This is a genomic window from Paenochrobactrum glaciei (assembly GCF_039522165.1).
Classification (GTDB): Bacteria; Pseudomonadota; Alphaproteobacteria; order Rhizobiales; family Rhizobiaceae; genus Paenochrobactrum; species Paenochrobactrum glaciei.
The window spans coordinates 1-25078 of sequence record NZ_BAAADE010000010.1 but is presented as its reverse complement, the minus strand read 5'-3'; the positions used below and the strand labels follow the sequence as shown (position 1 = coordinate 25078).

At 48.7% G+C, this 25078-nt stretch carries 21 protein-coding genes; 17 read left to right on the top strand and 4 right to left on the bottom strand.

Annotated features, from left to right (window positions below):
- The first annotated feature begins 30 nt into the window (after window positions 1-30).
- From cckA to ABDZ76_RS15375, 11 genes are all read left to right on the top strand, one after another.
- Entirely contained in the window at window positions 31-2619 is a 2589-nt protein-coding gene (cckA, locus tag ABDZ76_RS15425) for a cell cycle histidine kinase CckA (RefSeq protein WP_343807443.1), read from the top strand.
- Window positions 2619-3845, top strand: a complete 1227-nt coding sequence (locus ABDZ76_RS15420; protein WP_343807441.1) for a TIGR03862 family flavoprotein — start codon at window positions 2619-2621, stop codon at window positions 3843-3845. The genes cckA and ABDZ76_RS15420 overlap by 1 nt, the downstream gene beginning before the upstream one ends.
- A 141-nt stretch (window positions 3846-3986) precedes the next feature.
- A complete protein-coding gene (locus ABDZ76_RS15415; RefSeq protein ID WP_343807439.1) occupies window positions 3987-4550 on the top strand; it encodes a BA14K family protein in 564 nt (187 codons plus the stop codon).
- Between the two features lie 315 nt (window positions 4551-4865).
- Entirely contained in the window at window positions 4866-5114 is a 249-nt protein-coding gene (locus ABDZ76_RS15410) for a helix-turn-helix domain-containing protein (protein WP_343807436.1), read from the top strand.
- A 227-nt stretch (window positions 5115-5341) separates the two neighbouring features.
- The gene (locus ABDZ76_RS15405; protein WP_343807433.1) at window positions 5342-6568 is read left to right on the top strand and encodes a septal ring lytic transglycosylase RlpA family protein; all 1227 of its coding nucleotides are present in this window, start codon (window positions 5342-5344) and stop codon (window positions 6566-6568) included.
- A gap of 46 nt (window positions 6569-6614) precedes the next feature.
- Window positions 6615-7769, top strand: a complete 1155-nt coding sequence (locus tag ABDZ76_RS15400) for a D-alanyl-D-alanine carboxypeptidase family protein (protein ID WP_374844800.1) — start codon at window positions 6615-6617, stop codon at window positions 7767-7769.
- Window positions 7770-7853: 84 nt separating this feature from the next.
- On the top strand, window positions 7854-8516 hold the full coding sequence (gene tmk, locus ABDZ76_RS15395) for a dTMP kinase (protein ID WP_343807427.1): 663 nt from the start codon (window positions 7854-7856) through the stop codon (window positions 8514-8516).
- The gene (locus tag ABDZ76_RS15390) at window positions 8506-9588 is read left to right on the top strand and encodes a DNA polymerase III subunit delta' (protein ID WP_343807424.1); all 1083 of its coding nucleotides are present in this window, start codon (window positions 8506-8508) and stop codon (window positions 9586-9588) included. Before tmk ends, ABDZ76_RS15390 begins: the two co-directional genes overlap by 11 nt.
- 91 nt (window positions 9589-9679) lie before the next feature.
- A complete protein-coding gene (gene metG / locus ABDZ76_RS15385; protein WP_343807421.1) occupies window positions 9680-11227 on the top strand; it encodes a methionine--tRNA ligase in 1548 nt (515 codons plus the stop codon).
- A gap of 49 nt (window positions 11228-11276) precedes the next feature.
- A complete protein-coding gene (locus tag ABDZ76_RS15380) occupies window positions 11277-12062 on the top strand; it encodes a TatD family hydrolase (protein WP_343807594.1) in 786 nt (261 codons plus the stop codon).
- Between the two features lie 48 nt (window positions 12063-12110).
- Window positions 12111-12932, top strand: coding sequence for an MBL fold metallo-hydrolase (locus ABDZ76_RS15375; protein ID WP_343807418.1), 822 nt, complete (start codon window positions 12111-12113; stop codon window positions 12930-12932).
- A gap of 43 nt (window positions 12933-12975) precedes the next feature.
- On the opposite strand, the gene ABDZ76_RS15370 is transcribed toward ABDZ76_RS15375, so the two are convergent.
- Window positions 12976-14775, bottom strand: a complete 1800-nt coding sequence (locus tag ABDZ76_RS15370; protein ID WP_343807415.1) for a glucan ABC transporter ATP-binding protein/ permease — start codon at window positions 14773-14775, stop codon at window positions 12976-12978.
- Between the two features lie 359 nt (window positions 14776-15134).
- Here ABDZ76_RS15370 and ABDZ76_RS15365 point away from each other — a divergent pair, with 359 nt between their 5' ends.
- Genes ABDZ76_RS15365 through ABDZ76_RS15355 form a run of 3 tightly spaced genes read left to right on the top strand, consistent with a single transcriptional unit; the run spans window position 15135 to window position 17918 of the window.
- The gene (locus tag ABDZ76_RS15365; RefSeq protein ID WP_343807412.1) at window positions 15135-16118 is read left to right on the top strand and encodes an RluA family pseudouridine synthase; all 984 of its coding nucleotides are present in this window, start codon (window positions 15135-15137) and stop codon (window positions 16116-16118) included.
- Between the two features lie 5 nt (window positions 16119-16123).
- Window positions 16124-17083, top strand: a complete 960-nt coding sequence (locus tag ABDZ76_RS15360; protein WP_374844797.1) for a DMT family transporter — start codon at window positions 16124-16126, stop codon at window positions 17081-17083.
- A gap of 49 nt (window positions 17084-17132) precedes the next feature.
- Window positions 17133-17918 (top strand): ATP12 family chaperone protein, encoded by a 786-nt coding sequence (locus tag ABDZ76_RS15355; protein WP_343807409.1) that lies wholly within the window; start codon window positions 17133-17135, stop codon window positions 17916-17918.
- Between the two features lie 72 nt (window positions 17919-17990).
- On the opposite strand, the gene glnA is transcribed toward ABDZ76_RS15355, so the two are convergent.
- Both glnA and ABDZ76_RS15345 read right to left on the bottom strand, forming a co-directional pair.
- Window positions 17991-19400, bottom strand: a complete 1410-nt coding sequence (gene glnA, locus ABDZ76_RS15350) for a type I glutamate--ammonia ligase (protein WP_343807406.1) — start codon at window positions 19398-19400, stop codon at window positions 17991-17993.
- A 47-nt stretch (window positions 19401-19447) separates the two neighbouring features.
- Window positions 19448-19786: a P-II family nitrogen regulator gene (locus ABDZ76_RS15345; RefSeq protein WP_184223087.1), complete on the bottom strand. Its 339-nt coding sequence runs from the start codon at window positions 19784-19786 to the stop codon at window positions 19448-19450.
- A gap of 255 nt (window positions 19787-20041) precedes the next feature.
- Between ABDZ76_RS15345 and ABDZ76_RS15340 the strand changes: the two genes are divergently transcribed.
- The gene (locus tag ABDZ76_RS15340) at window positions 20042-20902 is read left to right on the top strand and encodes an NAD(P)H-hydrate dehydratase (protein WP_343807402.1); all 861 of its coding nucleotides are present in this window, start codon (window positions 20042-20044) and stop codon (window positions 20900-20902) included.
- A gap of 1 nt (window position 20903) precedes the next feature.
- Here the strand turns inward: ABDZ76_RS15340 and uvrA are convergent, their stop codons facing one another.
- Window positions 20904-23825, bottom strand: a complete 2922-nt coding sequence (uvrA, locus tag ABDZ76_RS15335; RefSeq protein WP_343807399.1) for an excinuclease ABC subunit UvrA — start codon at window positions 23823-23825, stop codon at window positions 20904-20906.
- A gap of 318 nt (window positions 23826-24143) precedes the next feature.
- Here uvrA and ABDZ76_RS15330 point away from each other — a divergent pair, with 318 nt between their 5' ends.
- A complete protein-coding gene (locus ABDZ76_RS15330; protein WP_343807396.1) occupies window positions 24144-24596 on the top strand; it encodes an OsmC family protein in 453 nt (150 codons plus the stop codon).
- 227 nt (window positions 24597-24823) lie between these two features.
- Window positions 24824-25078, top strand: a 255-nt coding sequence (locus ABDZ76_RS15325; protein ID WP_343807393.1) for a helix-turn-helix domain-containing protein, incomplete at its 3' end; no start/stop codon positions are given.

Genomic DNA, 25078 nt, shown 5'->3' with positions numbered 1-25078 from the left:
AGAAAATCTAAAGACAGGGTGGCGGGGCGTATGTCTCAGCAAACAAAGACCGAACTTTATTCAAGACCGGTTGTAAACGAAAAACCGACAGCGGGATCCGGCCTCAGATTATTGGTACTCGGTCTCGTGCTGATTGCGCTTACCGTGTTTTTCTTCCTGTTTCGTGATCAGTTAGGTGATGGCTTTGTGCTGGGATTGCTTGGAATACTGGCAATGTCGGGTGTCTTTTATCTGTTTGGTTCCACCATCGGCCTGATTAAATTTAATCGCGGTGTGAAAGACGGGCAATTATCCCATTCTTTCCTCGATACAATGCCGGAAGGTACGGTTGTTTCCGACACCAAAGGCCATATTGTCTATGCAAATCAGGCCTATGCGCAAATGACGGGTGCCGCTAACAGCGAAGAATTACGCTCGCTCGATGCTATTTTGACGTCCGAATCCGGTGGCTCGGATGCTATTTATCGCTTGTCCAATGCCGTGCGCGATGGTTTTTCTGCGCAGGAAGAAATTCGTCTCACCGGCCCCCTAGTTCATAGCCATAATTTACATTCCACCAGCCTGACGCCGACATGGTATCGCATCAAGGCACGCCCTGTCGCGGCAAGTGAACTGCATAAAGGTCCATTGGTCGCGTGGCAGATTGCCGATATTTCGCAGGAACGCGCCGAACAGGAGCGCTTTTTTCAGGACTTGCAGGAAGCAATCGATCATCTCGATCATGCACCAGCCGGTTTCTTTTCTGCCGATGCAAGTGGCCGGATTATCTATCTCAATGCAACATTGGCCGAATGGCTAGGTGTTGATCTCGCAGGATTTGTGCCGGGTTCCTTAACGCTGAATGATATTGTTGCCGGAAACGGCATGGCATTGATCAATTCCGTTAAAGCTGAACCAGGTTCCAGCCGTAACTCCGTCATTGATCTGGACCTTGCCAAACGTAATGGCCAAAGTCTGGCTGTTCGCTTTTATCATCGTGTGCAGATGCAGCGTGATGGTTTGCGCGGCACCAGCCGCACAATCGTTTTAAACCGTGCGGAAGGCGATGATTCATCAGCAGCACTGCGTTCAGCCGAAGTGCGCTTTACCCGCTTCTTCAATTCGGCACCGATGGCCATTGCTGCGGTTGATAGTAAAGGTCACACTTTACGCACCAATGCGCGTTTCCTTGATATTTTCTCCGGTGTTGTTGAAGCTGATTCAGTCGAGCGTCGTTTTCCGGTGGAATCGGTGGTGCATGAGCGCGACCGTGAAACCTTCTCACGTGCCCTGACCGCTGCCTTTGCAGGCCAAGCCAGCATTACACCGATTGATACTGTATTGCCGGGCAATGAAGAGCGTCATGTGCGCTTTTATATCAGTCCTGTCACCGATATTGGCGGTGAAAATGCCGATGAGGCGGCAATCGTTTCCGCAGTTGAAACGACCGAGCAAAAAGCCCTTGAAGGCCAGATGGCACAAAGCCAGAAGATGCAGGCTGTTGGTCAGCTTGCTGGCGGTATCGCCCATGACTTCAACAATGTGCTAACTGCCATTATCATGTCGTCCGATCTGCTGCTGAGCAATCACCGCGCTTCCGATCCGTCCTTCCCTGATATTATGAATATCAAACAGAATGCTAATCGTGCGGCTTCTTTGGTGCGCCAGCTACTGGCTTTCTCGCGCCGTCAGACCTTGCGTCCGGAAGTCCTTGATCTTACCGACGTGTTGGCAGATTTACGCATGTTGCTGGCAAGGCTGGTGGGCAAAGATATTGATTTGAAAATCGAGCATGGCCGTGATCTTTGGCCTGTGCGGGCTGATCTTGGTCAGTTTGAGCAGGTTGCCGTCAATCTGGCGGTAAATGCTCGTGACGCAATGCCGGAAGGTGGTTTGATTACGCTTCGCACCCGCAACATGCCGCAGGCAGAAGTTGCAGCCCTGCAATATCGTGAATTGCCGGAAGCTGATTATGTTGTCTTCGAGGTACAAGACAGCGGCAGCGGTATCGCACCGGATGTTTTGGAGAAGATTTTTGAGCCGTTTTTCACCACCAAAGAAGTAGGCAAGGGCACCGGCCTCGGCCTCTCCATGGTTTACGGTATCATCAAACAGACGGGCGGCTTTATTTATTGCGATTCCGAACTTGGCACCGGCACAGTGTTTAAAATCTTCCTGCCGCGCCATGTGGTTGAGCATAAAGCCGAAAGCGAACAGGCTCCGGCTGTTAAAGAGAAGAAACAAGAGAAAAACGCCGATCTTTCAGGCTCTGCAACTGTGTTGCTGGTTGAAGATGAAGATGCTGTGCGTATGGGCGGCGTGCGTGCGCTTCAATCGCGTGGTTATACGGTGCATGAGGCTGCATCCGGCGTAGAAGCACTGGAAGTGCTGGAAGAGCTGGGCGGCAAGGTTGATATCGTTGTTTCTGATGTTGTTATGCCGGAAATGGACGGGCCGACACTGCTGCGCGAATTGCGTATTCATTACCCTGACATCAAGTTTATTTTTGTGTCCGGTTATGCTGAAGATGCTTTTGCGCGCAATCTGCCGGAAGATGCCAAATTTGGCTTCTTGCCAAAGCCGTTCTCGCTCAAACAGCTTGCCACTGCTGTTAAGGAAATGCTCGAGAAAGAAGACTGATGCGCGAGACAGAAAAGCGTATCGCGCCACCAGCTGATTTTGCGATTATCGGCGGTGGGCCTGCCGGTTTAATGGCGGCTGATTATTTAAGCCGCCATGGACAAAAGGTAACGCTTTATGAGCGGATGCCGACCGTTGGCCGCAAGTTTTTAATGGCAGGAAAATCAGGGCTTAATCTGACGCATAATGAAGATTTTGAGCGCTTTATAACGCGTTACGGCGACCGCTTACCGTTTTTAAAACCAATGATTGATAGTTTCACACCTTCGGATTTGCGCCAATGGGCAGATGATCTCGGGGCTGAAACATATGTTGGCACATCAGGCAAAGTTTTTCCAAAAGCTATGAAGGCTTCACCGCTGCTGCGTGCTTGGATCAGCCGGCTGCAAGAGCAGGGCGTGGTGATTAAAACACGTCATGAATGGCTGGGCTTTAAAGATGAAGGCCATATTGTGCGCACGCCTGATGGTGAGGTTTTCATTAAACCTGATGCCACTATTTTTGCGCTGGGTGGTGCAAGCTGGCCAAAGCTTGGCTCCGATGGTGGCTGGCAAAAAGAATTTGCAGCCCACTCCATTGATTTTGAGCCATTAAAGCCTGCAAATTGCGGTTTTGATGTGGATTGGAGCACTGGCTTTAAAGAACGCTTTGCCGGTGAACCGGTCAAAACCGTGGTGGCAAGGGCAGGTGACCATAGATTGCAGGGCGAATTTGTCATTACACCTAACGGTGTCGAAGGCAGCCTCATCTATGCTTTTGCAGCGGATTTGCGTGATAATTTGCTTGGGAACCAAAAAGCTATGCTGACCCTTGATTTGGCCCCCGCTCAAACTACAGAAAAACTCACGCAAGCTTTGCAGCGTCAAAATTCGAAAGCCAGCCTTTCAACTAAATTGCGTAAAGCAGCCGGATTAAGCCCAGTAAAAATTGCATTATTGCGTGAATTGCCACCACTTTTGCCCCATGAAGACATTGTGGATCGCATTAAAAACTATCCACTCACTATGCAGAAACCGCGCCCGATTGAAGAAGTGATTTCTTCTGCCGGTGGCGTATGCTTTGGTGCGTTGAATGAGGATTTGATGCTAACGAACAGAGCAGGCACATTCATTGCCGGAGAAATGCTTGATTGGGAAGCGCCAACAGGTGGTTATCTTTTAACGGCTTGTTTTGCCACCGGATTGCATTGTGTGCGCGGTGCCTTGCAATGGGTTTCACAAAAGTAAGCGCGGGCTTTCATTTCAGTTTGCATTACATATTGTTCATGTTTTTTAATAATGCTGTTCATCAACGGTTCATGCGGCACATTATAACTTGAATTACTCTCTTCATTCAGGACTTTTCTCTATTTCCAATGGAGTTTTAAAATGAAACGTCTCGTTACAACTCTTTGTGCCACCGGCATCAGTGCAGGCATCATCCTTTCTTCTGTCGCCAGCTCACTCGCGGCACCGATTTTGCCGACAGCACTTAACAATCCGTCCAATGTTGTGCATGTGCAGCATCAGCGTCCGCCGCAGCATTCAAACAATCACCGGCCGCGTCCGCCGCATCAGGCAAACAAACCGCGTCCACCCCAGAATTCACATAAGCCACGCCCGCCGCATAATAACAACAATGCTCATCGTCCGCGCCCGCCACAGCACAGCCATAAGCCGTCGCGTCCAGGCTATTGGAACGGCCATAATGGCTATCAGCATTCGCGCCCGGGTTATCGCCGTCACAGCGATGGTTGGTGGTATCCAATTGCAGCCTTTGCACTGGGTGCAGCAATTGTGGGCGCAACAACACCAAAACAGCCTGCCCGCCCGACCATGAGTCAGGCGCATGTTAACTGGTGTGCGAATAAATATCGCTCATACCGCGCTTATGATAACACATTCCAGCCATATGAAGGCCCGCGCAAGCAATGTTACTCGCCATATAGCTGATAAAAACCGTATAGATTTTAATTTGAAACCCGCCTTCATCCTCAAGAAGGCGGGTTTTTGCATCAAAATAACGTTATATGCTGATGAAAGTTTGCCTCTGCGAGCAAATCAATGTAGTTGTTAGGACTTTCTTAACGGTAAAAAACTGCACGCGAAGACAAAACCTTCGTATAAGTTTGATATTTCCCGTCTATGCTCATTATCAGGTGAGAGCCTTTTTCACCACCAGCTGCCGGTTTTGACCGGCAAATTGAAACGTGTTTGTTTGTCTTTGAGCAATTCAACAAACGGTTTTTAAAAAACAAAAGGTGTTTAATGTCGTCTAAATCAGTTTTAGAAAATATTCAGAATTTAGTTGGTCATGGTGTGCATATTGTGCAGGCTATGCGTCAGTCATTGGGTTATTCAATTGAAGAACTGGCAGTCGTATGCGGTCTGACCAGTGATGAAATCACATTGTTGGAAAACAGTGACCAAGTTGAGCCTAAAAAACTGGCACGTATTACCACTGCCGCAGGCTTTCAGCCTGAAACAATCGACAAGATACTGGTTAAAGCTTCTTAAAAAGGGGCAGGTAATTATTTACCATATTCACAAAGACAGGCCGTTTGGCCTGTATAACCCCTCTTGCTTCCTGAAACAGATCAAGTTTTAATGAACTGTCAATAATTGACTGCCATCTGTTGTGGGTATGTGGAACGCAGTTTTAAACGGAACTGTGTTTTTTGTTAAGCGAGCGAACGGCATTTATGAGATATAAATCAAGTTGGTGCAAAGCCGACAAAACTACAATGAATGAAAAGCGCCTGACAAAATTGTCGGGCCGTTTTGTTATTATTGCGGTTATCGGCGGTGTTCTGACAGCCTGTGCAGCACCGGCAACGGATCAAAAAACAAAGTCTAAGCCACGTTCAAAAGAATATTTTGCGGAAAGCCAGTATGGCGTGAAGGCAAGCCCGAGGGTCACTACGCAAAAAGGCAAGCCTTTGCCGCGTGGCGGCGGGCGTGATCAGGTTGGCAAACCTTATAAGGTTCGCGGCAAGTGGTATAAGCCGAAAGAAGATCCGAATTATAAAAAGACAGGTCGAGCTTCTTGGTATGGTGATGCATTTCATGGTCGTTTGACTGCAAACGGCGAAATTTATGATATGCACCACCTGACTGCCGCGCATCCGACCATGCCACTGCCAAGTTATGCCAAGGTTACCAACCTTGCTAACGGCAGCTCCCTGATAGTGCGTGTGAATGATCGTGGTCCTTATTCCAATGACCGTATCATCGATCTTTCAAAACAAGCGGCCGATATGCTTGATTACACTCATCACGGCACTGCCAGTGTGAAGGTGGAATATGTTGGCCGCGCACCGCTTGATGGTAAAGATGATCAATATCTGATGGCATCTTTTCAGAATGGCTCCGACCCGATCGGGCAGCCAGCCACTGGTGTCATGATGGCTATGAACGGCCCGACACCAACTGCGCGACCTGATAATAGTCCTTTTGCGACAGGTCAGTCACCATTCGCGTTTAGCAGCGAGCCAGCAACCGACTCGATGCAGGGTAATATATCGGGCGATATGCCGATGCCAGCCGCTATTCCATTGCCTATGGCACGTCCGGCCACTGGTTTGGGCATTGCTAAGGCCGATCATAACGGTTTTGCAGGTATGGCTGGTTATGCTTCAGACCGTGTTGCGGCTGCGTCATTTAAAGAACAACGGACCTATGGCAGCATCTTGTCTGCCGATGCAATTTCGGCTTCTTGGCGCAAACAGAATGTTTCAGCCCCGTCAGACATTGATTATGTCGATCTCGGTTCTTTCTCCTCGAAAGAACAGGCTGACAAAATCGCTGATCGGCTGAATAAATATGGCAAGGTCAGCCATGTGACCATTCCGACAGAGCAGGGTGAAATTTTCACACTGACTGCAATTGCCACCAACGGGAATAATGATGCTCTGTTGCGTCAGGCCTGGCAGGCAGGAGCGCAGGATGCCTTTGTCGTGCGTGTCCGGTAATACCAAAAATCAAAGCAGATCAGCATTGCGCAAAATATCGCGAGCAATGCTGCAAACATCAGTGCTGGTTATAAGCATTTTTGCAGGGCAGGTCGCTTATGCAGCGGCTGATTTGCAAATAAAAGCACCACAGGTTTTGCTGCTGGATGATGAAACCGGTACAGTACTTTTTTCCCGCAATAGCGAACAACAATTTCCGCCTGCATCACTGGCCAAGCTGATGACGGCTGAAGTGGTTTTTGATGCACTGCAAAAGCAAAAAATCAAATTAGATGACAGCTATGTGGTGAGCGAATATGCATGGCGTACAGGGGGTGCACCATCGGGCACGCCAACCATGTTTGCCAAAATCAAATCATCACCGACAATTGAAGATCTTATTCTGGGCATGATTGTGCAAATGGCCAATGATGCTTGTATCATTTTGGCAGAAGGGTTAACGGGCAGCGAAAAGCAATTTGTCACGCTTATGAACGAGCGTGCTAAGCACTTGGGGCTAGAAAACTCGCTCTTTGTCAATTCTACCGGACTGCCAGCCGATGGTCAGCATGTGAGTGTTGGTGATCTCACGAAGCTGGCACGCCATATTTATCATCAATATCCCGAATATTATCCTTATTTTGCCAAGACTGATTTCACTTGGAATAAAATCTTCCAGCGCAACCGCAATGAGCTGCTTTATCTGGATATCGGCGCTGACGGTATGAATGTTGGCGGCACCAAAGAAAGTGGTTTTGCACTTGTCACGTCTGCCGAGAAAAATGGCAGGCGTCTGTTTTTAAGCCTTGCGGGGCTAAAGAACGAAAAAGATCGTACCGAAGATGCACGCCAACTCATTGAATGGGGCATGAGCAATTTTGATGATATGCGGCTTTTTTCCAAAGGTGCAATCGTGGGTCAGGCACAGGTGTTTAATGGCAGACAAAGTGCAGTGGCACTTATTGTCAAAGACGATGTGGATTTGTTGTTGCCACATAACGGACAGGATCAGCTTTCGGCTGAAATTGTCTATCGCGGACCGCTGGATGCACCCGTTAAAGCCGATCAGCAAGTGGGCAGTTTAAAAATAAAATTAGATAAGCAGATTGTGCGCGAGCTACCTGTTTATACCAGTCAAGCCATTGAAGTTGGTAACTTGGAAGAGCGTTCGCTCGGCGCACTGGTTGAAATCGCAACGGGCTGGATACGTAAATTTCGTTGATTATTGATCTATGCTTGCGTCTCCAAGCTAAGCCGCATAAGACGGTGATGAGTGTCAATGATTTTAGCAAGGAGCGCATAGCTGGTGGCCGGATTGTTCATAACATTCGAAGGCGGCGAGGGCGCTGGGAAATCAACGCAAATTACGTTGCTGGCTGATTACCTGAAAAATGCAGGTTTTGATCCGTTGATTACCCGTGAGCCGGGTGGCTCCTCCGGTGCTGAGGCCGTGCGCCATGTAATTTTAAGCGGTGCTGCCGAAAAATATGGCGCAGCCATGGAGGCTGTGCTTTTTGCCGCTGCCCGCAATGACCATATAGAACAACTGATCAGACCGGCTTTGGATGAGGGGCGCATTGTTTTATGCGACCGTTTTATCGATTCAAGCCGTGCCTATCAGGGGGTAACCGGTAATCTGGATGCCGGTTTTATGGCAAATTTGGAGCGTGTTTCTATTGATGGTGTCAAACCGGATGTGACCTTTATTCTGGATATTCCCGCCGAAAAAGGTATGGCACGCGCGGTAAAGCGCCGTGGTAACGAAACAGCGGATCGTTTTGAAAAAGAACAGATTTTTACACAAGAAGCGCGCCGACAGGCTTTTCTTGCGATTGCTGCCAATGAGCCTGAACGCTGCAAAGTGATTGATGCCGACAGGCCTTTGGAATCTATCAGTCAGGATATTATTGCTCAGGTCGCAGCTTTGCTGAAAACAAAAGATTTCAAGAGGGCGGCAGATGATCAATGATATAGTCAGTCCGCCGACCTATGACACAATTGAAGGTATTCCGGCTCCCTCTGCTAATGACTTTCTGAGCGGTCATCAGGACAATGTCGAGTTTCTGGTGCAAGCCTATCAAAGCGGGCGCATGCATCATGCGCTGTTGCTCGAAGGGCCGCAGGGGATTGGTAAGGCTACATTTGCCTTTCAGTTGGCAGGGCATATTTTACAATATCCGCAAGCGGCACACGCCCCTTTGCACTTAAATAAACCGGATTATACCACCCCGCTTTATCGCCAGATTGCGGGCGGAATGCATCCGGCTATTTTGCATATCAGCCGGCCATTTGATCAGAAAACCAGCAAATTCCGCACCGTGATTACGGTTGATGAAATCCGCAAAGTAACGCATTTTCTAACGCGTACCGCATCGGATGATGGCTGGCGTATTGTTATCATTGATCCGGCAGATGATATGAACCGCAACGCAGCCAATGCCTTGCTGAAAACGCTGGAGGAGCCACCGGCAAAGGCTTTGTTCATTCTGATTTCGCATTCTGCCGGACGATTGCTGCCAACAATCCGTTCGCGTTGTCAGGCTTTGCGCTTTAAGCCGCTTGATAATGGTTCCATGCGTGAAACATTAAGCCGTATCGGCTCTCATGTGGGACTTGATACAGGCAATGCTGATTATATGCAGTCGCTGCTTGCGCGTTCGGAAGGCAGCGTGCGACGTGCCTTGCTGATGGCGGCCAATGGTGGGCTTGAAATTGCAGATACGGCCGATGCTATTTTGGCCGCACCCGTTTTTGATGTGCCGAAAGCACAAAATCTGGCGCAGGTTTTAACCGGTCGTGAAGCGGAAGTGCAGTATCATTTATTCATGGAGCATATGCTCAATCTGATTGCTGCAAAGGCCTGTAAATATGCTCAGGATGGTTTTGTTGGGGCAGCGGATGCCTGGTCGCGTTTCTGGCATAAAATCTCTGATGAAGCAGCAGAAACAATGACCTATAATCTTGACCGCAAACAAGCGGTCATGCTTGTTTTACAAAAAACACACCTCGCCACGCATGGCGATCTTATGGGTGCGATGTGATTTTAGTCCGCACTTATAAGATTAAGTGACAGAGCCTTTGACATAGGATATGTCACATTTAACAAGATTTGAAACGAAGTAATGTGAAGTTATGAACCGCGAAAAATATTATATCACCACTGCCATCGCGTATCCTAATGGTAAACCGCATATCGGTCATGCTTATGAACTGATTGCTACCGATGCATTAGCTCGTTTTCAGCGCCTTGACGGTAAGGATGTTCACTTTCTGACCGGCGCTGATGAGCACGGTATCAAGATGTTTCAGAGCGCGCGCAAAGAGGGCATTACCCCGCGCGAGCTGGCTGACAGAAATACGGCTGAATTTCAGAAAATGGCGGTTTATCTGAATTCGTCTCATGACGAATATATCCGCACCTCTGAAGAGCGCCATTATAAAGCCTGTCAGCATATCTGGTCGGCAATGCAGGCCAATGGTGATATTTACAAGGGCGGCTATGCCGGCTGGTATTCGGTTCGTGATGAAGCCTATTACGGCGAAGAAGAAACCGAAGTTCGCGCCGACAATGTCCGCTATGGCCCGCAGGGCACACCGGTTGAGTGGGTGGAAGAAGAAAGCTACTTCTTCAAACTGTCTTCTTATCAGGATAAATTGCTGGCGCTGTATGAAAGCCAGCCAGATTTTATTATGCCGTCCGAGCGTCGGAATGAAGTGATTTCATTCGTCAAATCGGGATTAAAAGACCTGTCCATTTCCCGCACCACCTTTGACTGGGGTATTCCTGTTCCGGGCGATGAAAAACACGTCATGTATGTATGGGTTGATGCGCTGACCAACTATATTACAGCGCTTGGCTATCCGGATATGACCACTGATAAAGCAGGCTTCTGGCCAGCCAATGCTCATATTATCGGTAAAGATATCCTGCGCTTCCATGCGGTTTACTGGCCAGCATTCTTGATGTCTGCCGGTATCGAATTGCCGAAACGCGTTTTCGCCCATGGTTTCTTGTTTAACCGCGGTGAAAAAATGTCGAAGTCACTCGGCAATGTGATTGATCCGCAGGGCTTGGTCGAGCGCTATGGCCTTGACCAGTTGCGCTATTTCTTGCTGCGTGAAGTGCCTTTCGGTCAGGATGGCAGCTATAGCCATGAAGCAATCGTCAATCGCACCAATGCGGATTTGGCCAATGATCTGGGCAATCTGGCACAGCGCTCATTGTCGATGATTGCCAAGAACTGTGAAGCCAAGGTGCCGACTGCCGGTGCATTCAGCGCTGATGATAAAGCCATTCTTGATATGGCTGATGCAGCGCTTGCAACTGCGCGCAAGCAGATGATGCAGGAAGGTATCCACCATGCATTGGCGGCAATCTTCGGCGTTGTTGCTGAAGCCAACCGTTATTTTGCAGGTCAGGAACCTTGGGCGCTGCGCAAAACCGATCCGGCTCGCATGGAAACCGTTCTTTATGTAACGGCTGAAATTCTGCGCCGCGTTGGTATTATGACACAGGCCTTCATTCCTGCGTCCTCTGCCAAGCTGCTGGATGTGCTGGCAATTCAAGAAGATCAGCGTAGTTTTGCTGATATTGCTGCCCATCCACTGGTCAGCGGTGCGCCATTGCCTGCTCCTCAGCCGATTTTCCCGCGCTATGTGGAAACAGAAGACGGATTGTGATTGTCTGATGTCTGCCAATGAGATGAATACAGGTAAAATCCAGTTGCCTTTGCTGGTCGACAGCCATTGTCATTTGGATTTTGCCGACTTTGACGAAGAGCGCGAGGCTATCATGCAGCGCGCCTTCGACAATGGCGTGCGCCGTATGGTGACGATTTCAACACGGGTTAAAAAGTTCGATCAGATTTTGGCTCTGGCTGAAAAATATGACGAAGTTTATTGCTCTGTCGGCACCCATCCCAACAATGCCCATGAAGAACTTGATGTGACAGCCGATCAACTTGTTGAGCTGGCGCAGCATGCAAAAGTCGTGGCAATCGGCGAGGCCGGCTTAGATTATCATTATGATTATTCAACGCCGGAAGCGCAACGCCAAGGCCTGCTCACCCATATTGAAGCATCACGCCGCACCCAATTGCCACTGATCATCCATGCGCGCAGTGCCGATGATGATATGGCGCAGATTTTGCGTGATGAAACCGCCAAAGGCGTATTTCCGTTTATTCTTCATTGCTTTTCATCCGGCATCGAGCTGGCGCGTACAGGTGTAGAGCTTGGCGGTTATGTGTCGTTTTCCGGCATTATTACCTTCAAGAATTCGGCTGAAATTCGTGAAGCCGCAAAGATTGTGCCGCATGATCGTTTGCTGGTGGAAACGGATGCGCCTTATCTGGCGCCAATGCCGCATCGCGGCAAACGCAATGAGCCGTCCTTTGTCAAACATACGGCAGATGTGCTGGCTGATGTGATTGGTGTTTCGTCTGAAGAAATTGCCAAAATCACCAGTGACAATGTCTTCCGTCTGTTTTCCAAAATGCCCCGTCCTTCAATCTGAAGGGCGGCTAAGCCAATGCCTTTAGATTAAAATCTAAGAGGAGGCTCTATGAGCGACGCATCAACTCTGCGCTTGACCATTTTGGGCTGCGGCTCATCACCTGGCGTGCCGCGCATCAACGGCGATTGGGGCGCATGTGATCCGCTAAATCCGAAAAACAACCGCAGACGTGCGTCGCTGCTGGTTGAGCGTATCAGTCCGTCAGGCGACAAGACGGTGGTGGTGATCGACACAGGGCCGGATTTTCGCGCACAAATGATTGATGCGAAAGTTACCAAACTTGATGCCGTGCTTTATACCCATGCCCATGCAGACCATATCCACGGCATTGATGACCTGCGCACCTATGTGACCGACAATCAGGCATTGATGGATATTTATGCGACTGCCGCCACGCAGGCGCGGCTTGATGAAAGCTTCGGCTATTGCTTTGTGACGCCCAAAGGCTCCAATTATCCGCCGATTTTGAAAGCCAATGAAATTGATAATGAAACAACTTTCAGCATTAGCGGGGCAGGTGGCACTATCAGTTTTCAGCCATTGTCACAGCGCCACGGCGATATTGAAAGCTTAGGTTTCCGTATCGGTGATGTGGCCTATTGCACCGATGTCAGTGCTTTTCCTCAAGGTAGCCCTGAAAAGCTCCAAAATCTGGATCTGCTGATTATTGATGCGCTGCAATATCGCCGCCATGCCAGCCATTTTTCACTGGAAGAGGCACTGGAGTGGATTGAGCGTCTCAAGCCAAAACGGGCAATTTTGACCCATATGCATATTCCGCTTGATTATGAAACTGTCTCAGCCCAAGTGCCCGACCATGTGGAGCCTGCCTATGACGGCATGCAGATCGAGTTTTTAATTAAATCATGAGCACTAAAAAGCCCCGAAAATCGGGGCTTTTTTATATCTGTTTTTAAGCAGATACTTCCTTGACGGGAAAGGGCATCACATTGCTGCCGGCTGCATCTTTTTCTGTGCCCTCATCATCGGATGCCATCAGACCACCGGCACGAAGCAGTGCTGCAAAGCGGCCGTTTTTCGCAGCCAGTTCATCAAAGCTGCCGCGCTCCACCACATGACCTTTATCAAGGAACAGCACGTGATCTGCCGAGCGTACAGTCGATAAACGGTGCGCGATGATGAAGGTTGTGCGACCTTCGCTCAAATCATCAATGGCTTTTTTAACTTTTGCTTCAGTTTCCACGTCCAAAGCAGAGGTTGCTTCATCCAGCACCAAAATCGGCGCATCTTTCAAGATTGCACGGGCAATAGCCAGACGCTGACGCTCACCACCGGAAAGATTAGAGCCGCGCTCACCAATTTTGGTGTCATAGCCTTCACTTTTCGACAAAATGAACTCATGCGCAGCCGCTGCTTTAGAGGCGCCATGCACGGCATCATTATCAGCATCTTTACAGCCGATACGGATATTTTCTTCAATCGAACGATTAAAGAGACCGGCATCCTGAAACACGGTTGCAATGGAATGACGAAGAGAATTGCGGCTAACCTGTCGCGTATCATGACCATCAATGGTGATACGACCGGCAGCAGGTTCATGAACACGTTGCAACAGATTAATCAGTGTTGTTTTACCGGCACCTGTCGGGCCGACAATAGCAACGGTCTGACCAGGTTTCACGGCAAAGGAAATATCGTAAACGCCCTGACCGGAATTTGGGAACTCGTAAGTGACATTGTCAAAAATGATCTCGCCGGTGACATCTTTAAGTTCCAGTGCATCTTCCGGCTCATAACGGTCAGCAGTTGCATCCTCCATCTCGAAAAACTCTTCGAGCTTGGCGCGCGCTGAAACAGTCTGATTGATAAAGGCACTGATCTGGTCAAGACGACCAATCATCAGTTGGGCAAAGCCGATAAAGGCAATGACTTCACCAACACTCAGCTGGCCTTTGGAGACAAAATAAGCACCAAGCAACAGCACAATCACCATTGAAATAGTGGAGGCCATGCGGTTGAGACCGCTTGCCAAAGCCCACCAGTTCAACACCGGATTTTGCGCCTTTTGTAAGTCGGCCGCATATTTGCGTAAGTTTTCAGCTTCGGTGGTGATACGATTAAAGCTCTGCACCACAGACACATTGCTGATCGTGTCGCTGACATGTTCAAAGACGCGATGGTGATGTTTTTCAACGGCTGCCTGACCATCTTTAGTCTTGCGCATAACCAATTGGCCGATCATCACATAAATAACGCCCAGTACCACAAGAACAAGCGACATGCGCACATCCATTTGCATGGCAAGCGGAATAAGGGCGGTGAGGGCAACAACAGTAGTTAAATGCTGGCGTAAAAACTCAAGCCACAGTGTAAAAAGTGAATCTGTTGCACGAATAAGTGTGTGCAAGGCGTGCGATGTGCCGCGCTTCTGGTGCCATGCAAGCGGCATGGTGATGATGCGCTCATAAGATTCCGTCAGCACGCTGAGGCGGCGGCGATGAGCGAGCCGGTCTGCACCGCGCGCAACAAAAACCACAGCGATAATATTGAAAATACCAAGAGCTGCCCACATGGCCAGTTGTGTGACGACATTGGCGCGTTCCGATATAGCTTCGATCACCCGCCCGAACAAAATCGGTTCGGCCAATGTCACCAATGCTACCAATGTGCTGGCAATGCACATGATAATTGTGGCGCGCTTTTCAGCGGCCAAATAGGTCATGGAGCGCCAATAAAGTTTTAATAATGTCACAGTTCAACTCCGGCCATTCATCAGGCATGCTGGCATGTGTGGCTATTGCATTCACAATTTGCTGCACCTGCCATGAGATGGGACTTTTGCGAAATTTACACAATAGAGTTGGGTTTCAAGAATGGCATGAAAGTGGCCATTTCAACCATAAATTACAACGGACTGTAATGCTGCGTGATAGAAACGTTAAATTTTGCTGTTCTTTGAGCCAAGTTTCTAATTCTTAACTCGCAAGATGCGCAAAGCAGTGCTAGGAGCTTAAAACAACAAATGATGCAATGCGCCATATGATGAATGGCGCCAAGCAAAGTGCACATGCTTTTTCAAGCAGCCTTTGCATTACAAATTGGGTTAAGCTTATGGCTGGCGTAGAAATTAAAACCGTTGCCGCGGATGAAACAGGAATGCGACTCGATCGCTGGATGAAGATCTATTATCCGGGATTGGGTTTCGGGCATTTGCAAAAATTGCTGCGCTCCGGCCAGATCCGCGTGGATGGCGGTCGTGCAAAAAGTGACAGCCGTTTGCAAGGCGGACAATCCATCCGCATCCCGCCGCTGGGGCTGGAAGATAAAACTGAAACATCAGGACTGACCGGTAAAAGTATCCGCAGCCAGAGCGACAGCGATGTGCTTAAGCAAATGCTGCTTTACGAAGATCCAAAGGTTTATGTTTTCAACAAACCGGCAGGTCTGGCAGTGCAGGGCGGCTCAGGCCTCACCCGTCACGTTGATGGTATGCTGGAAGCATGGCGCAACAAGCGTGGTGAGAAACCACGTCTGGTGCATCGTCTCGACAAAGATACATCCGGCGTTTTGGTGGTAGCCAAAACCCGTGGCGCGGCACAATCATTAACCGCTGCCTTCCGTGAGCGCGACACTAAAAAGACTTATTGGGCTTTGGTCAAAGGTTTGCCACGCAAAAAGGAAGATAAAATCTCCACATGGCTGGTGAAAGAAACCACGCCTGACGGCGATAAAATGCGTGTTTGCAAACATGGTGAGCCAGATTCTGACCATGCAGTTTCATTTTACCGGATCATTGAAAAGGCCGGCAATGGCCTGACATGGCTGGAAATGGAGCCATATACCGGCCGTACGCACCAGTTGCGTGTTCACGCAGCCTATATCGGACATCCGATCATCGGTGATCCTAAATATTTTGAAGCCGATACGAACTGGGAATTCCCGGGCGGTATTCAAAATAAATTGCACCTACACGCACGCCGCATCCGCATTCCAAACCCTTCTGGCGGAACTTTGGATGTCACTGCACCTTTGCCGCCACATATGGTGCAGACATGGAACCTGCTTAGCTTCGATATGGAAAACGCGGAAGATTAAGCCCAATGTCAGCAAACGGCACAGGCACAAAGATTGGCACAATATCGCCAGCTCCCAATATGCAGCCTGCACCCTTTGATGGTGTGGCGCTCGCGCTTGTGCTGTTTCTCATGTTTACATGGGGACTCAATCAGGTTGCCATCAAAATCGGCAATCAGGGCTTTAACCCGATGCTGATGGCGAGCGGCCGTTCGATCTTGGGTGGTCTGCTTGTCTTCATGTGGTGCCAATATAAGAAAGTACCGCTCTTTAACAAAGACGGCACTTTCTGGCCAGGCATTCTGGCAGGCCTTCTGTTTGGCAGTGAATTTGTCCTTGTCTTTATGGCGATGGACTATACCAATGTCGGCCGCGTGACATTGATGATGAATATGATGCCGTTTTGGGTCGCTATCGGCAGCCATTTTCTGCTTGGTGAGCGCATGTCGCTACAAGCTGTTATCGGTATGCTGATTGCCTTTGGCGGTGTTTTTCTGGTGTTTTCAGACCGTGTCTCCAGTGTCGGTGCCTATGCTTATATCGGCGATCTGATGGCGCTTGCAGGCGGCATTATGTGGGGCATGACCAATATTGTCATTAAACGCAGCGCGCTTACCCGCGCAGCCCCTGAAAAGGTTTTGCTTTATCAGCTGGCAGTGGCCTCTCTGGTGCCTTTACCTTTCATGGCTTTAAGCGGCTCGCTCATTCGTTCGCCTGATATCTGGTCTGTCATTGCGTTTCTCTTCCAGTCGGTTTTTGTTGTTGCTTTCACTTACCCGCTTTGGTTTTGGATGTTGCGACGTTATCCTGTCTCCAAACTTTCCAATTTCGCCTTCCTCACACCGGCATTCGGTGTTCTTATGAGCGGGCTGTTATTGGGCGAAGCATTGGGCTGGAAAATTTTTGTGGCTCTGGTTTTAATCGCCTTAGGGCTGATTATCATCAACCGGCCAGTTAAATCCGGCAGTCATAAAGCTGCATCTTGAACACGCTTTTGAAGCGGTAAATATATTCACTTAAAGACGGAACTTAAATATGCGCGATATTTTATCTGACCTTGAAGCAGGGCCAACACTTTCTGATCCTGATCCGGTGCGCCGCGCCCAAATTCAGATGAAAGCACCATTGCCGAAGCGTTTTTATGAAAAAGCAGAAGTGGCTGAAGCTGAAGGTGGCTTTACCGTGCAACTCGACGGCAAACTGGTTCGTACACCCGCGCGTCAGCCTTTAGTGCTCACCACACGGGCAGCCGCACAGCTTATCGCTGACGAGTTTGAGGCACAAAAGGAAGTGGTCAACGCCGAAACCATGCCGGTTACCCGTCTGGTCAATACGGCGATTGATGGTATTGCATTGGATAGTCAGGCTGTCTTTGAGGATATCCTGCGCTTTGCATCATGTGATATGTTGTTTTACCGTGCTGATAGCCCGCAGGAACTGGTTGATCGTCAGACCAATCAGTGGGATCCGTTGATCGACTGGGCGCAAAGCCTGGGCGCACGCTTCAATCTTGCTGAAGGTGTGATGCATGTCGAACAACCACGCGAAGCGATTGCTGCCTTTGGTGTGCATTTATCAAGCGCCAATGATCCGGTGACGCTGGCAATCCTGCATACATTCACCACATTAACCGGTTCTGCCTTGCTCTCGCTTGCAATTTACAAGCAGCATTTAACAGCGGAAGAAGCATGGAAACTGGCGCATCTGGATGAAGATTGGACAATCGAGAATTGGGGCGAAGACGAGGAAGCTGTCTGGCGTCGCAATAAGCGCTCTACGGAAATGTTTGCGGCTGACGCACTTTTGAAAGCTATATCATAATCTTAGGTTATTTATATAACTATATGATTTAATTAAAAAAAGCCCCGATTTTTATCGGGGCTTTTTTTAGTATTAGCAAGAGTAATACATATCAAATTCGACTGGATGTGGGGTCATTTCATAACGCATCACTTCAGCCATTTTCAATTCAATGAAGCTGTCGATCTGCTCGTCTTCAAAAACACCACCGGCTTTCAGGAATTCGCGATCTTTATCAAGGCTTTCCAATGCTTCACGCAAAGAAGCGCAAACAGTCGGGATTTCTTTCAGCTCTTTGGCTGGCAGATCGTAAAGATCTTTATCCATTGGCTGACCTGGGTGAATTTTGTTTTTGATACCGTCAAGACCAGCCATCAGCAAGGCTGCAAAGCAGAGATATGGGTTTGCAGACGGATCAGGGTAACGCACTTCAACGCGCTTGGATTTCGGTGAAGAGCCAAACGGAATACGGCAAGAAGCGGAGCGGTTACGTGCAGAATAAGCCAAGAGAACAGGCGCTTCATAGCCCGGCACCAAACGCTTGTAAGAGTTGGTTGAAGGATTGCTGAATGCGTTGATCGCTTTAGCATGTTTGATGATGCCGCCGATGAAATAGAGGCAAGTTTCTGAAAGACCTGCATATTCATTACCGGCAAATGTCGGCTTGCCATCTTTCCAGATCGACAAATGCACATGCATGCCTGAGCCGCTTTCACCAAAAACCGGTTTCGGCATGAATGTAGCGGTTTTGCCGTAAGAGTTGGCAACCTGATGCACGACATATTTATGGATCTGCATCTTGTCGGCATTACGCACGAGTGTGTCGAATTTCAAACCGAGTTCGTGCTGGGCAGCAGCGACTTCATGGTGATGCTTTTCAACCGTGATGCCCATTTCGCTCATAATGGAAAGCATTTCGGACCGGATATCCTGCGCGGAATCGACCGGTGGCACAGGGAAGTAGCCGCCCTGTTTACGTGGACGGTGACCTAAATTGCCGCTTTCAAGGTCACGATCATTGTTGCTTGGCAGATCATAGGCATCCAGTTTGAAACCAGTATTGTATGAATCTGTGCTGAACTTCACATCATCAAAGAGGAAAAATTCGGCTTCAGGGCCGATAAATACTGTGTCACCAAAGCCCAGCGCGCTCACATAGGCTTCTGCCTTTTTGGCTGTGGTGCGCGGGTCGCGGGCATAGGCTTCGCCGGAAATAGGATCAAGAATATCACAGAACAGAACCAGTGTCGGATGCGCGAAAAAAGGATCGATATGTACGGTTTCAGGATCCGGCATCAACACCATGTCGGATTCATTGATTGCCTTCCAGCCGCCGATGGAGGAGCCGTCAAACATAACGCCATCAGTAAACATATCTTCGTCAACAAAGCTGACATCCATGGTCAGGTGATGCAGCTTGCCTTTAGGATCTGTGAAACGCAGATCAACAAATTTAATCTCGTTGTCGGTGATCAGTTTTAGAATATCGTGCGGCGTGGTCATGTTAATTTTATCCTTGGGCTGATGATCGCTGGGAGTAAAGTTTTAAACTAAATTGCGTCCGGGCCGGTTTCACCGGTGCGGATACGAATGACTTCTTCAATATTGGAAACAAAGATTTTACCGTCGCCGATGCGTCCCGTCTGCGCGGCTTTGCGGATGGCTTCAATCGCTCCTTCCAGCGCTTCGTCGGTGACAACCACTTCGATTTTTACTTTCGGCAGAAAATCCACCACATATTCGGCGCCGCGATAAAGCTCTGTATGGCCTTTTTGACGGCCAAAGCCTTTGGCTTCAATGACGGTGATACCTTGCAGGCCAACATCCTGTAGGGCCTCTTTAACTTCATCAAGCTTGAACGGCTTTATGATGGCTTCAATTTTCTTCATTCTCGAAGGCTCCGCTTATCTGATCCGGTTACAATGAATAAAAGCATGTTTCGTGCCAAGTTGTAATTATTTTTAAAAATTCTCATTGTTTTTGTTTTTCTTCGTAAAAAATGAGAGAAAAACGTGCATAGAGCCGTACTGTAACAAGATGATTAAATATCAGGCATATCTGAAGTATAATGGACTGCCTATTTTTTAGGCACTATGATGCTTTAAAAATCAGGCCACCCACACAGGAATAATATTGGTGAAAAAATGGGAACCGCAGCACTCAATGAACCGCGATTATGGAAAGATGCACTGCCGCGTTTAAATGCAGAAACCCATAAATATAAACGGGGCCATGCGCTTGTTTTTTCAGGCGGCCTGACAAATACAGGCGCTGCACGCCTTGCAGCCATGAGTGCAGCGCGGATCGGGGCAGGGCTGGTAACTGTTCTTTCGCCATCGGATGCGCTGCTCGTCAATGCGTCCCACCTGACCTGCATCATGTTGCGGGAAACCAGAACCATTCAGGATGCGCTGGATTGCATTGAAACCCGGCATGTTACGGCAGTACTTATGGGGCCGGCATATGGCTTGGGCGTAAAAACCCGCAATGACTGCATCACTTTGCTCAAAAAAGCTAAAACAAACGCACTGATACTGGATGCGGATGCGCTGTCTTCATTTGAAGAAATGGCAGATGCATTATTTGCCAGCATTCATTCATCACAGATTGCCGTGGTTTTAACGCCGCATGAAGGCGAATTTCGCCGTTTATTTCCCGATATTGCAGATAATGAGAAACTAACAAAACCTGAAAAAGCCAGCCAAGCTGCCATAATGGCAGGGGCATGTGTCGTCTATAAAGGGGCACAAACTATTGTGGCGCTGCCTGACGGCAGATATTCTTATAATGACAATGGCACACCACTGCTGGCAACCGCCGGATCTGGTGATGTATTGGCCGGTATGATTACGGGCCTACTGGCAGCCGGAATGCCGGCCTTTGAGGCCGCCTCTGCTGCTGTATGGTTCCATTGTGAGGCAGCGAAAAAATATGGGGCAGGCGTCATTGCTGAAGACCTGCCCCTGATGATACCGCAAATATTTGCAGCTTTTACTGGCCGTTGATTTACTCAGCGGCCTCTGTTTTCTGATTTGGACGACGCTCCAAAAGTTCTTTCAGATATTTACCGGTATAAGATGCTGGAACTTTCACAATATCTTCCGGACGCCCCATCGCGACAACCTGACCGCCGCCATCGCCGCCCTCAGGCCCGATATCGATGATCCAGTCTGCTGTTTTGATCACTTCCAGATTGTGCTCAATCACAGCAACCGTGTTGCCCTGATCTACCAGCTCATGCAGCACTTCCAAAAGTTTTGCCACATCATGGAAGTGCAAACCGGTTGTCGGCTCATCAAGAATATAAAGCGTGCGACCAGTAGCTTTTCTGGAGAGCTCTTTAGCAAGTTTGACGCGTTGCGCCTCACCACCGGAAAGGGTTGTGGCCTGCTGGCCTACCTTCACATAACCCAAACCAACTTTGACCAAAGTTTCAAGCTTATCGCGCACAGATGGCACCGCCGAGAAGAACTCGGCGCCTTCTTCTACGGTCATGTCCAGTACATCGGCAATCGACTTGCCTTTAAACAGAACTTCCAGTGTTTCACGGTTGTAACGCTTGCCGTCGCATACATCACAAGTGACATAAACATCCGGCAGGAAGTGCATCTCAATTTTAATCAGACCATCGCCCTGACAAGCCTCACAGCGGCCGCCTTTGACGTTGAATGAGAAGCGGCCTGCCTGATAGCCACGCGCTTTCGCCTCAGGAAGCCCGGCAAACCAATCACGAATAGGGGTAAATGCGCCGGTATAAGTAGCAGGGTTCGATCTTGGTGTACGTCCAATCGGTGACTGGTCAATATCGATGACCTTATCAAGGAACTCGAGTCCCTCAATCCGGTCATGTTCAGCCGGATGCTCACGCGAGCCCATAATCTTGCGCGATGCAGCTTTAAACAGGGTTTCAATCAGGAAGGTTGATTTACCACCACCCGAAACACCGGTTACGCAAGCAAAAGTGCCAAGCGGAATCTCAGCCGAGACATTTTTAAGATTATTGCCGCGCGCCCCGATTACTTTAAGGCGTTTTGTTGCAGAAAGTGCACGGCGTTCTGCGGGCACCGCAACATCCAAGGCGCCGGAAAGATATTTACCGGTCAGCGAATCCTTGGAAGCCATAATTTGCTCAGGCGTACCTTGCGCAATCACCTGTCCGCCATGCACACCGGCAGCAGGGCCGATATCAACCACATAATCAGCGGTTAAAATGGCATCTTCATCATGCTCAACGACAATCACCGTATTTCCGAGATCACGCAAGTGACGCAAAGTATCAAGCAAACGGGCATTATCACGCTGATGCAAGCCGATAGACGGTTCATCAAGCACATAAAGAACACCGGTCAAGCCAGAACCAATCTGCGATGCAAGACGAATACGCTGGCTTTCACCACCTGACAATGTGCCGGAATTACGTGACAAAGTCAGATATTCAAGACCGACATCATTCAAAAAGCGCAGGCGCTCGCGGATTTCTTTCAAAATACGAGCTGCAATTTCGCGTTGTTTGTCATTGAAAACACTATCGACATTGGCAAACCATTCATCAGCGACACGAATAGACTGCTCAGTAATCTGACCAATATGCAGGCCGCCGATTTTAACTGCCAGCGCCTCAGGCTTCAGGCGATAACCTTTACAAGACGGGCAGGGGCTGGAGGACATGAAGCGTTCAATTTCCTCACGCGACCAGGCTGAATCTGTCTCTTTCCAGCGACGTTCCAAATTCGGAATAACGCCTTCAAAGCTTTTAGTCGTTTGATATGACCGTGTGCCATCATTATAGGCGAAAGTAATTTCATTCCCGCCAGTACCATAAAGAATGGCTTTTTTAGCAATTTCCGACAATTCGCTCCACTTGTCAGACATTGCAAATTCATAAGCTTTAGCAAGCGCTTCCAGTGTCTGGTTATAATAAGGCGACGAGGATTTTGCCCATGGTGCCACAGCGCCATTTTTCAAAGCAAGAGCTGCATCCGGTATAATCAGGTTTGGATCGATAGCCTGTTGCGTGCCCAAACCATCACAGGTCGGGCAGGCGCCAAACGGGTTGTTAAAGGAAAACAAACGCGGCTCGATCTCAGGAATAGTAAAGCCTGACACAGGGCAGGCAAACTTCTCCGAGAACATCACACGCTCATGGGTCTCATTCTTTGATTTATTTGCAGATTGACCGGCTTTTTCAGAATCCGGCAGTGGTTTGTCAGCAAATTCTGCAATCGCCAAACCCTCTGCCAATTGCAAGCAGGTTTCCAAACTATCAGCCAAACGCGAGCCGATATCAGCACGCACTACAAGACGATCAACGACAACGTCAATATCGTGCTTATATTTCTTATCAAGCGGTGGCGCATCGGCGATTTCATAAAATTCACCGTCAATTTTGACACGCTGGAAGCCTTTTTTCTGCAATTCCAGCAGCTCTTTGCGATATTCGCCCTTACGGCCACGGACAATCGGCGCCAGAATATAAAGACGTGTGCCTTCTTCGATAGCAAGAACGCGATCAACCATCTGGCTGACTGTCTGACTTTCAATCGGCAGACCAGTGGCTGGCGAGTAGGGCACCCCTACGCGCGCAAAAAGCAGGCGCAGATAGTCATAAATTTCGGTGACAGTACCAACGGTCGAGCGCGGATTGCGGCTGGTGGTTTTCTGTTCAATTGAAATGGCAGGCGAAAGCCCGTCGATCTGATCGACATCCGGCTTTTGCATCATTTCCAGAAACTGGCGCGCATAGGCCGAAAGGCTCTCCACATAGCGGCGCTGGCCTTCAGCATAAATCGTATCAAAGGCAAGCGATGACTTACCGGAGCCGGAAAGACCTGTCATGACAATCAGCTTGTCGCGCGGCAAATCCAGATCAATATTCTTCAGATTATGCTCACGTGCGCCACGGATGGAGATGAATTTATGTTCACTCATTTTGCGTTCTGCCTGCTTCAAATCATGCCCAAACCAGCTTGCTTGAACGCTGCGCGAGAACGCACGTCATCATGGCATCCGGTTCATTTACTGCTTTACTGATCAATTATATGGAACTCGACAGCCACATAGTGAAGAGCAGTTTCAGCTTTATTTTTCGAATTAACATGAGAACAAATATCGAACAAGTGCCTTTTACGTCTTCTTGCGCTTTTAATGTATAAAATCTCAGCAATCGATATTTTGTCAGTTGCGGACTGGTTCTGTCTTTCATCCTGACATAATATAATGAGACATATGAACCGATAGAGGATGCCCATGATGGAAATGTCTGTGGAAGTGCATTGGGAGCGTGAAGGCGCTTTTTTTACGGATAAGAAATATAGCCGTGCGCATATCTGGCGTTTTGATGGTGGTCAGGTTGTTCCGGCATCATCATCGCCGCATGTTATTCCGCTGCCTTATTCGGTTGAAGCCAATGTTGATCCGGAAGAGGCTTTCATTGCAGCCATTTCGAGCTGTCATATGCTGACATTTCTTGGCGTGGCTGCGGCCAAACGCATTGTCATTGAAAGCTATACGGATAAAGCAACCGGCTTCATGGAAAAGATTGACGGTAAAATCCTTGTAAGCCGTGTCGAGTTGAAGCCAGAGATTATTTACGGTGGTGAGAAACCAAACGCTGAAGCAGAAGCGCAATTACACCATTTAGCGCATGAACAGTGCTTCATTGCCAATTCTGTTAAAACGGAAATTAAGGTTATCAGTTAAAAGCATCAAACGTCAGGCATTGGCATAATGCACCGTCAATACCTGACGCTTCAACCAAAAACATTATCAAGCTGATTGAGGCCTAAATACCCGTAAAACTCAATTGCTTACATCGACTTGTTCCATAACCTATCTTATCTAACCATCTTTTATAACAGGGGTGGGTTCTAGTTTGAAGTGCGACTTGCAAATGATAACAATGAGTTATCCAATGCAAGGAACCCTTCATGGATCGCACCTACTCGCATATTGATTTGGATGAACGGCGTAAAATAGCACGCTGGCGCACTGCAAAGCTCTCCGTTGACGCTATTGCCGAGAAGCTTGGAAGGCACCGTTCGACCATTTTTCGTGAACTCAAACGCAATCAGTTTAAAGATGATGAGATCGCAGATCTTACCGGATATTATTGTACGATTGCTGAGCAAAAGTCCCGCGATCGCCGTTCAAGGCAACGCAAGCTGATCCGGTTTGATCATTTA